Annotated in this window: 10 protein-coding genes and 2 pseudogenes; 5 read left to right on the top strand and 7 right to left on the bottom strand. The window is 71.2% G+C overall.

Annotation, left to right across the window (positions count from 1 at the left end):
* A pseudogene (locus QR77_RS49070) lies at positions 1–223 on the top strand (hypothetical protein); the annotation flags it as partial.
* 20 nt (positions 224–243) lie between these two features.
* Here QR77_RS49070 and QR77_RS25075 read toward each other — a convergent pair.
* From QR77_RS25075 to QR77_RS25055, 6 genes and pseudogenes are all read right to left on the bottom strand, one after another.
* Positions 244–789 carry a flavoprotein gene (locus QR77_RS25075; protein WP_040024356.1) on the bottom strand — a complete coding sequence of 182 codons (546 nt, stop codon included), beginning with the start codon at positions 787–789 and terminating at the stop codon, positions 244–246.
* Positions 786–896: pseudogene (locus tag QR77_RS49065) on the bottom strand (heavy metal transporter CzcB); the annotation flags it as partial. The pseudogene QR77_RS49065 and the gene QR77_RS25075, both read right to left, overlap by 4 nt.
* 90 nt (positions 897–986) lie before the next feature.
* Positions 987–2,111, bottom strand: a complete 1,125-nt coding sequence (locus tag QR77_RS25070) for a GuaB3 family IMP dehydrogenase-related protein (RefSeq protein WP_040024355.1) — start codon at positions 2,109–2,111, stop codon at positions 987–989.
* 176 nt (positions 2,112–2,287) lie between these two features.
* Positions 2,288–3,790, bottom strand: coding sequence for an IMP dehydrogenase (gene guaB / locus QR77_RS25065; protein WP_040024354.1), 1,503 nt, complete (start codon positions 3,788–3,790; stop codon positions 2,288–2,290).
* Between the two features lie 172 nt (positions 3,791–3,962).
* Entirely contained in the window at positions 3,963–4,538 is a 576-nt protein-coding gene (locus QR77_RS25060) for a sigma-70 family RNA polymerase sigma factor (RefSeq protein ID WP_040024353.1), read from the bottom strand.
* Positions 4,539–4,825: 287 nt separating this feature from the next.
* Complete coding sequence (locus tag QR77_RS25055; RefSeq protein ID WP_003948568.1) at positions 4,826–5,437, bottom strand: response regulator transcription factor; 612 nt, start codon at positions 5,435–5,437, stop codon at positions 4,826–4,828.
* Between the two features lie 372 nt (positions 5,438–5,809).
* On the opposite strand from QR77_RS25055, the gene QR77_RS25050 reads away from it, so the two are divergent.
* Entirely contained in the window at positions 5,810–6,151 is a 342-nt protein-coding gene (locus tag QR77_RS25050) for a WhiB family transcriptional regulator (protein ID WP_040024352.1), read from the top strand.
* 85 nt (positions 6,152–6,236) lie between these two features.
* Here the strand turns inward: QR77_RS25050 and QR77_RS25045 are convergent, their stop codons facing one another.
* Positions 6,237–7,127, bottom strand: a complete 891-nt coding sequence (locus tag QR77_RS25045; protein WP_040024351.1) for a LysR family transcriptional regulator — start codon at positions 7,125–7,127, stop codon at positions 6,237–6,239.
* A 118-nt stretch (positions 7,128–7,245) separates the two neighbouring features.
* Between QR77_RS25045 and QR77_RS25040 the strand changes: the two genes are divergently transcribed.
* The 3 genes from QR77_RS25040 to QR77_RS46875 all read left to right on the top strand — a co-directional run.
* The gene (locus QR77_RS25040) at positions 7,246–7,992 is read left to right on the top strand and encodes an MOSC domain-containing protein (protein ID WP_052489036.1); all 747 of its coding nucleotides are present in this window, start codon (positions 7,246–7,248) and stop codon (positions 7,990–7,992) included.
* Positions 7,989–8,672 carry an ABC transporter ATP-binding protein gene (locus QR77_RS25035; protein WP_236710799.1) on the top strand — a complete coding sequence of 228 codons (684 nt, stop codon included), beginning with the start codon at positions 7,989–7,991 and terminating at the stop codon, positions 8,670–8,672. The genes QR77_RS25040 and QR77_RS25035 overlap by 4 nt, the downstream gene beginning before the upstream one ends.
* Positions 8,669–9,552: DUF6297 family protein (locus QR77_RS46875; RefSeq protein WP_040024350.1), on the top strand; the 884-nt coding region annotated here is incomplete at its 3' end. The genes QR77_RS25035 and QR77_RS46875, both read left to right, overlap by 4 nt.

Below are 9,552 nucleotides of genomic sequence, written 5' to 3'. Positions count from 1 at the left end.
GGCCGCGATCAGCGCGGTCCTGGCAGTGGGCGCCGTCTACCTGGGCCAGCTCGTGGACATCGCCATCATCGCGGGCAAGGACGTCAACATGTCGGCGATGGATATCTTCTTCGGGCACTTCAGCGTCCTGACCAAGGCCTGGAACGAGAGCCTGGACATCATGACGTTCCTCTTCTTGGCCCTGGCGGCCTTCGCGGCCTTCTCGGGCGCCAAGAAGGCCTGACCGACCCGCATCGTCGCCGGTCAGCCGACGGCCGCGACCTTCGGCGAGAGCAGCTCGAGAGCCTCGTCCCACCGATAGCGGTCCATGCCCCCACCGGCCTTGGGCCGGTGGGGCTCGTAGCTGCCGATCAGGACACCCATCCCACGCAGTTCGTCGATGCTCCGGCGGTACGCGGGGTGGGCGGCCTGGGCCTGGTTGACGTACGGCAGCACGGCGGCGGGAATGCCGAGCCCGAACGCCTCGCACAGGATGCCCAGCGCCGGCGTGTCGGCAATACCCGCCGCCCACTTGTTGACCGTATTGAACGTGGCCGGCGCCACGGCGATGGCATCCGCCGGCGGCAAGGGCCGCCCGTCGCCCGGCTCGCGCCAGGCGGACCGGACCGGGTAGCCGCTCAGGCTCTCGACCGCGCCCCGGTCGATGAAGCCGAGCCCCTGCGGCGTCGCGACAACCCCCACGTCCCACCGCTGCTCCTGCGCCGAGGCGATCAGCTTCCCGACGTCCCCCGCCACCCCCGCCCCACACACGACGACGTACAGGAAAGGCCTCTTCCGCTGGTCGTTCACGCGGGGACTCCCAACTGGCGGCTGAACCGGTGAAGTTCCGGCAGCGTACGCCGCCGGTCCCGGGCCGCCATATCGGCAACAAGCTCCCGAACGGCGGGCCGCCGCATGAGGGTTCAACAAAACCGCCTCGCCCCGCCCGCGGCGAAGGGCCCGGACCGGTCGCGTACCCGGTCCGGGCCCTGTGCTGCTCTCAGTGCTCAGCGGCGGTGCTGGGAGTCCCCCACCGTCACCTCGACGCGCTGGAACTCCTTGAGTTCGCTGTAGCCCGTCGTCGCCATGGCCCGCCTCAGCGCGCCGAAGAAGTTCATCGAGCCGTCCGGGATGTGCGAGGGGCCCGTGAGGACCTCCTCCGTCGTTCCCACGATGCCCAGGTCCACGAGCTTGCCGCGCGGCACGTCCTCGTGGACCGCTTCCATGCCCCAGTGGCGGCCCTTGCCCGGCGCGTCCGTCGCGCGCGCCAGCGGGGAGCCGATCATCACGGAGTCGGCGCCGCACGCGATCGCCTTGGGCAGGTCGCCGGACCAGCCGACACCGCCGTCGGCGATGACGTGGACGTACCGGCCGCCGGACTCGTCCATGTAGTCCCTGCGCGCGGCCGCCACATCGGCGACCGCGGTCGCCATCGGGACCTGGATGCCCAGGACGTTACGGGTGGTGTGCGCGGCGCCGCCGCCGAAGCCGACGAGTACGCCGGCCGCGCCCGTACGCATCAGGTGCAGCGCCGCCGTGTACGTGGCGCAGCCGCCGACGATGACCGGTACGTCGAGTTCGTAGATGAACTCCTTGAGGTTCAGCGGCTCCGCCGCACCCGAGACATGCTCGGCCGAGACCGTCGTACCCCGGATGACGAAGATGTCGACCCCGGCGTCCACCACGGCCTTGGAGAACTGCGCGGTGCGCTGCGGCGAGAGCGCGGCGGCCGTGACCACACCCGAGTCGCGCACCTCCTTGATCCGCTGCCCGATCAGCTCTTCCTTGATCGGCTCGGCGTAGATCTCCTGGAGCCTGCGGTTCGCCGTCGCCTCCTCCAGCTCGGCGATCTCGTCGAGCAGCGGCTGCGGGTCCTCGTAACGGGTCCACAGGCCTTCCAGGTTGAGCACCCCCAGACCGCCCATCTCACCGATGCGGATCGCGGTCCCCGGGGAGACCACGGAGTCCATCGGGGCCGCCAGGAACGGCAGCTCGAACCGGTAGGCGTCGATCTGCCAGGCGATCGAGACCTCCTTCGGGTCCCGGGTGCGCCGGCTCGGGACGACGGCGATGTCGTCGAAGGCGTACGCCCTGCGGCCGCGCTTGCCGCGCCCGATCTCGATCTCAGTCACGATGTGTGGCCTTTCCCTCTACGTCAGCCGTCCCAGTATCCCCCGCCGGGCAGACCCGTCCCCCGACGGGCGGACCGACCTGCTGACGCGCGGACGGACGCCCGGACTACGCCCGGCCGACGCCCCGCCGGCGCACGTCCGGCCGAGGACATCCGGCCGGGCCGACGCGCGGGCCGTCAGTGCTGGTTGTAGTTCGGCGCCTCGACCGTCATCTGGATGTCGTGCGGGTGGCTCTCCTTGAGACCGGCCGCGGTGATCCGGACGAACCGGCCCTTGCGCTCCATCTCGTCGATGGAGGCGGCCCCGACGTACCCCATGGTCTGGCGCAGACCGCCGATGAGCTGGTGCAGTACGGCGCTGAGCGGGCCCCGGTAGGGCACCTGGCCCTCGATGCCCTCGGGGACGAGCTTGTCGTCCGAGGAGACCTCGGCCTGGAAGTAACGGTCCTTCGAGTACGAGCGGCCCTGCCCGCGCGACTGCATCGCGCCCAGCGAGCCCATGCCCCGGTAGGACTTGAACTGCTTGCCGTTGATGAACTGGAGCTCGCCCGGCGACTCCTCGCAGCCCGCGAGCAGGCTGCCCAGCATCACCGTGCTCGCACCGGCGGCGAGCGCCTTGCCGATGTCGCCCGAGTACTGGAGGCCGCCGTCGCCGATGACCGGGATGCCGGCCGCCATACAGACGGCCGCCGCCTCGTAGATCGCCGTGACCTGCGGCACGCCGATGCCGGCGACCACGCGGGTGGTGCAGATCGAGCCGGGTCCGACGCCGACCTTCACGCCGTCCACGCCCGCGTCGATCAGTGCCTGCGCGCCATCGCGGGTGGCGACGTTGCCGCCGATGACGTCCACGGAGACGCTCGACTTGATCTTGGACATCCAGCTCAGGGCGTTGCTGTTGTGGCCGTGCGAGGTGTCGACGACCAGGAAGTCGACGCCCGCCGCCGCCAGTGCCTGGGCCCGCTCCAGCGCCTCGGCGCTCGCGCCGACGGCGGCGCCGACGAGCAGCCGGCCCTCCGCGTCCTTGGCCGCGTGCGGGTACTTCTCCGCCTTGACGAAGTCCTTGACGGTGATGAGGCCCTTGAGAATGCCGGAGTCGTCGACCAGCGGCAGCTTCTCGATCTTGTGGCGGCGCAGCAGTTCCATGGCGTCGACGCCGGAGATGCCGACCTTGCCGGTGACGAGCGGCATGGGGGTCATGACCTCGCGCACCTGGCGCGCCCGGTCGACCTCGAAGGCCATGTCGCGGTTGGTGACGATGCCGAGCAGCTTGCCCGCCGCGTCGGTCACCGGCACGCCGCTGATACGGAACTTCGCGCAGAGCTGGTCGGCCTCGGCGAGCGTCGCGTCCGGGTGCACCGTGATCGGGTCGGTGACCATGCCGGACTCGGAGCGCTTCACGAGGTCGACCTGGTTGGCCTGGTCGGCGATGGAGAGGTTGCGGTGCAGTACGCCGACGCCGCCCTGGCGGGCCATGGCGATGGCCATCCGTGCCTCGGTGACCTTGTCCATCGCCGCGGAGAGCAGCGGGATGTTCACGCGGACGTTGCGCGAGACCTGGGACGCCGTGTCCACCTGGTTGGGCAGCACCTCCGAAGCGCCCGGCAGCAGCAGCACGTCGTCGTATGTCAGCCCGAGCGTCGCGAATTTCTCAGGCACTCCGTCGACGTTTGCAGTCATGACACCTTCCCCAGATGGCCTTGATCGGTGCGGATGTCCATGCTAACGGGCTCCACAGGCGTCTCATTCCACGGCCGGTACGACCGGTGTCCGGCCGTACATCCGCACACCCGACGCGGCGGACACACCCGACGGGCCTGCCGCGCCGGCCGCGACCGACGCGGCAGGCCGCCTACTGTCCCGCCAGCGCCCTGAGCCTGCTGAGCGCGCGGTGCTGCGCGACCCGTACCGCACCCGGTGACATGCCGAGCAGTTGTCCGGTCTCCTCGGCGGTGAGACCGACGGCCACCCGCAGCACCAGAAGCTCGCGCTGGTTGTCCGGCAGATTGGCGAGCAGCTTCTTGGCCCAGGCGGCGTCGCTGCTGAGCAGCGCGCGCTCCTCGGGGCCGAGGGAGTCGTCGGGCCGCTCGGGCATCTCGTCCGAGGGCACAGCCGTCGAACCGGGGTGCCGCATGGCGGCCCGCTGGAGGTCGGCGACCTTGTGGTGGGCGATGGCGAAGACGAAGGCCTCGAAGGGCCTGCCCGTGTCGCGATAGCGCGGCAGCGCCATCAGGACAGCGACGCAGACCTCCTGCGCGAGATCCTCGACAAAGTGCCGCGCGTCACCGGGCAGCCGGCTCAGTCGCGTACGGCAGTAGCGCAGCGCGAGCGGGTGGACGCGGGCCAGCAGATCGTGCGTGGCCTGTTCGTCCCCCTCGACGGCACGGTGAACGAGAGTCCCGATCACCGTGGTCTCGTCGTCGCGCATCGGTCCATGGTGCATTGGCGGCTGCTGATCGGCGGCACCGCGTCCGTAGTTGTGCACCGAAGCGTTATGAGCAGGTGCGGCGGAACTCATCCCCTGCGCCCTCCCCTCGCGCTCGTCCGACTCGTCCCCGAGGAACTCCACATCTCAAGGATGCGGCATCGCGCGGGAAACAGTGGCGCACAGGCGTACGTTGCCCCGCCCGCCGGAGTCCTGTCGGGACCCCGGCCGGCGGGCGGGGTCAGGGACCGCTGGGCCCTTTCAGCGGACGGGGCCCAGCTCAGCGCGGGTCAGCGGACCAGACCCCAGCGGAAACCGAGCGCCACCGCATGGGCGCGGTCGGAGGCACCGAGCTTCTTGAAAAGCCGCCTCGCGTGGGTCTTCACCGTGTCCTCGGAGAGGAACAGCTCACGTCCGATCTCCGCGTTCGACCGGCCGTGGCTCATGCCTTCGAGCACCTGGATCTCGCGGGCGGTGAGCGTGGGCGCCGCGCCCATCTCGGCCGAGCGAAGCCGCCGCGGCGCCAGCCGCCAGGTCGGGTCGGCGAGCGCCTGGGTGACGGTCGCGCGCAACTCGGCGCGCGAGGCGTCCTTGTGCAGATAGCCGCGGGCACCGGCGGCGACCGCGAGGGCGACGCCGTCCAGGTCCTCCGCGACGGTCAGCATGATGATCCGTGCGCCCGGGTCGGCGGAGAGGAGCCGGCGCACCGTCTCGACACCGCCGAGGCCGGGCATCCGTACGTCCATCAGAATCAGGTCCGAACGATCGGCACCCCAGCGGCGGAGGACTTCCTCCCCGTTGGCCGCGGTCGTCACGCGCTCGACGCCGGGCACGGTCGCGACCGCGCGGCGGAGCGCCTCTCGGGCAAGCGGGGAGTCGTCGCAGACGAGGACGGATGTCATGACCGCCCTCCCCAGCAGTTGCGCGTCACCTTGAGCCTCCAGGCTGAGTACATGTGGTCACCTGTGCGATTGACGCTCTCGGACGTGTGCCCGATCGCTCCTTCTCTCAACCGCCTCGCACATTCAACGACGGTCACTCGAAAGAGTTACGGGTACGACGCCCGACTTCAGCACTCTATGTGAGGGGACGCACACGGAGAAGAGCGCCCCGCTTCGCCTGGGGGTCGCGGGATATCTATGCCCCATTTAGCGGCTTTTCTTCACGTTTGCTGGTGTCTGTAGCTAGATTCACCAAGAGTCATATTTACATCTACTTAGATAGTAGATGTACCGTCGAAGATCCAGTGCCGAGGTTTCAAGGGGATATGAGCAATGGCAGATTTCTCCCGCCTTCCCGGACCGAACGCAGATCTGTGGGACTGGCAGCTCCTCGCGGCCTGTCGCGGTGTCGACAGCTCGCTCTTCTTCCACCCGGAGGGAGAGAGGGGCGCGGCACGCAGCGCGCGAGAGAATTCGGCGAAAGAGGTGTGCATGAGGTGCCCCGTCCGCGCCGAGTGCGCGGCTCACGCACTGGCGGTGCGGGAGCCGTACGGCGTGTGGGGCGGACTGACCGAGGACGAACGCGAAGAGCTGATGGGGCGTGCGCGCACCCGGCTGATCACGGCGTCGGCGCCGGGCCACCACGGGCCCGTGAACGGACAGTCCGAGGAGTAGCTGTCGGCTGTCCATCCGTTATCGAAGAAACGTTCCTGCTGATGGTTCGCCCGGCGCGTACGGCGCGTAGGGCGTTGCCGCGCGATCAGCGGGCCGCGGCCAGAACGAGCTGTTCCAGCGTGGCCGCGACGGCCGGGACACGCGCCATGTCCGGCAGGGTCAGCGCGACGACCTCCCGGTGCACAGCGGGCTCGACCGGGAGCATCCGGACGCCCTCCGCCCGTACGGCCTTGAGCGCCAGCTCAGGCAGCACAGCCACCCCGAGCCCGGCGGCGACCAGACCGACAACGGCCGGATAGTCGTCCGTCGCGAAGTCGATACGCGGCGTGAAGCCGGCCTCCTCGCAGGCGTCCACCAGGTGCGTACGACAGCGCGGACAGCCCGCGATCCACGCGTCACCCGCCAGATCACCGATGGCCACCGAACGCCCTCCGGCGAGCCGGTGCCCGTCCGGGACCAGGCCGACGAGCCGGTCCACCAGCAGCGGCCGTACGACGAGGTCGTCCCACTCGGCGGCCGAACCGCTGTAGCGGAACGCCAGCGCCACATCGCACTCGCCGTCCCGCAGCATCACCGCCGAGCCGGGCGGCTCTGCCTCGACGAGCGAGACCTCCGTACCCGGGTGCGCGGCGCGCAGTGCCGCCAGCGCGGGCGGCACCAGCGTGGAACTGCCGCTCGGGAACGAGACGAGCCTCACCCGGCCGGCCCGCAGCCCCGCGATGGCGGCGACCTCCTCCTCCGCGGCGGTCAGCCCGGCGAGGATGCCGGTCGCGTGCCGTAGGAGCACCTGTCCGGCCTCGGTGAGCCGGGTCTCCCGCCCCGAACGGACCAGCAGCGGGGTACGGGCCGCCGATTCGAGGGTTCTCATCTGCTGGCTTACGGCCGGCTGGGTGCATCCCAGCTCGCGCGCGGCGCCCGAGAAGGAGCCGGTGGCGGCGACGGCGCGCAGGACGCGGAGGTGGCGGGCTTCGATCATCCGCCGACTATAGGCACCTCCATAAGCACCTCTTGGAGAGGGAAGTCCGTCCCGGCGGATCTCTTTGGGGAGAGCGCTCTGCGGCGGGGGTGACAGCGCGGTCGGCTAGCGTGCGGATATGAAGCTTCTGACCGTGAATGTGGGGCGGCCGACGGCCGTCGAGTACACCGACTCGCCGGGCGGCACCACGGGCATCGGCAAACGGCCCGCCGAGGGCGCCGTTCGGGTCACCGATCCGGGCCCCAGAGGCGAGGGCGCCACCGACAGCGGTCTCGCGGGGGACACCGTCTGCGACACGCGCTTCCACGGCGGCAGCGACCAGGCGGTCTACGCGTACGCACGCGAGGATCTGGACTTCTGGGAGCGGGAGCTGGGCCGGCCGCTGCCCAACGGCGCGTTCGGCGAGAACCTCACCACCTCGGGGATCGACCTCATCGGGGCGAAGATCGGTGAGCGGTGGCGGATCGGCGGCGAACTGGTGCTGGAGACGACGAGCGGGCGCGTCCCGTGCCGTACGTTCCAGGGACATCTCGGCGAGCAGGGCTGGATCCGGCGCTTCACGCGGCAGGCGACGACCGGCGCGTATCTGCGGGTGATCACGCCCGGCGAGATCAGGGCGGGCGATCCGATCGAGGTCGTGCACCGGCCCGATCACGAGGTGACAGTGGGGATGGTCTTCCGGGCCGTCACCGTGGAGCGGGAGCTGCTGCCGCGGATCCTCGCCGCGGACAAGGCCCTGAACGCACGGGAGTTGGGGATCGCGCGGGAGTACGTCGCCAAGTACGCGAAACCGGCGGGCGCGGGCGGGCAGGCAGGCTCGGGCGCGCAGGTGGCCGCGAAGGCCGACGGGCAGGTGACCGCGTGAAGCCGCTGCTGCGCCTGAAGGGCGCGTCGCGCACGTACGGGGCGCGCCAGGCGCTCGCCCCCATCACCCTCAACCTCCGCCCCGGCGAGTGCGTGGCGCTGGTCGGCGCGAACGGCTCGGGCAAGTCGACGCTGCTCCGGCTGGCCTCCGGCCGGGAGCGGCCGACCAAGGGCACGGTGGAGTTCGACGGCGCCCCGATACGCGAGGAGGACCCGACGACCCGGGCCAGGGTCGCGGTGGTGGGTGACACCGTGGCCTGCTACCCCGATCTCACCGCGCGGGCGCACCTGGTGCTGGTCGCGCTCGCCCAGGGCGTCGGCGACGAGGCGACCGCCTGGGCCGACCGGGCGCTCGCCGACCGTGGGCTGACCGGGCACGCGGACAGTTACCCCTCGGCCCTGTCCTCGGGCCAGTTGCAGTCGCTGCTGCTCGCCACCGCCTTCGTACGGCCGCGCGAGCTGCTCATCCTCGACGAGCCGGAGCAGCGCCTCGACCCGGGCGCGCGCGTCCGGCTGGCCGACCAGATATGCGCCGAGAAGCGGGACGGGGTGGCGGTGCTGGTGGCCACCCATCACACGGATCTCGCGCTGCGCACCGCCGACAGGGTCGTCGTGCTGGACGAGGGCCGCGTGCTCGCCGCAGGAGCGCCCGCCACCGTGCTGGCGGAGTTCAGCCTGTGAGCGGGCCGGGCGTGGACGCCGACACGGATCCGTACGCGGAAGCCGACGCCGCCGATGACGCCGACGACGCCAACTCCAGCGACGACACCGACGACACCGACGAGACCGACGACCCGCTGCCCGGGTCCGCCGACCCGTACTGGGACGAGCTGACCACCGACACCTTCGCCCATCTGCGCCGCATACGTGAGGCCGCGCGCGGGCAGCAGCGCCGCGACGCGGCCTTCACCGTGTACGTCGTGGTCCTGCTCGGCGGCGGCTACGGCGGCATCTTCGCCTTCCACGCCCTGCGCTACGGCGCCTTCACCCCGCAACTCCCGCAGCCGGGCAGCCCCTGGCAGACGGCCCTGCCGTACGCGGTGATGGCGCTGTGCACGCTGGCGCTGCTGACCGTGCTGCGCACCGCGCGCTGGCGCGGGCCCGTGCTGCTGGACGCGCTGACCGTCGACTGGCTGCTGCCGCTCCCGGTGCGGTGGGGCCGGCTGCTGCGGCCGAAGTTCCGGATCGCCGTCGCGAAGGGAACGGTCCTGGGGGCCGTGCTGGGCGCACTCGGCGGTACGAGCATGTGCACGGCCGGGCTCGGGCCCTTCGCGCCCGACCTGGCGGCCGGCGCGGTGGCCGGTGGCGCCCTGGGTCTGCTCGCGACCGGTGCTTCGGGGCTGGTCGCCATGCGCGAGGGCCGCCGGTCCACCTGGTGGACGCTGGTGCTGGCCGGGCTGGCCACGCTCTTCGCCGTCCAGGCCGTACTCGGCTGGAACGGCCTCCGGAGCCCGCTGCTGGAGAACATCGAACTGTGGTCGGGGCCCTGGGGCTGGGCGGCGCGGGCGCTGCTGGCCGTGACGGGCGGCTCCAGCGCGGCGATCGGCGGCAGTTCGCTCGC

The organism is Streptomyces sp. 150FB, assembly GCF_000818195.1.
Classification (GTDB): domain Bacteria; phylum Actinomycetota; class Actinomycetes; order Streptomycetales; family Streptomycetaceae; genus Streptomyces.
Note: the sequence above shows the minus strand (reverse complement) of the source record. Positions and strands in the feature narration are given on the sequence as shown.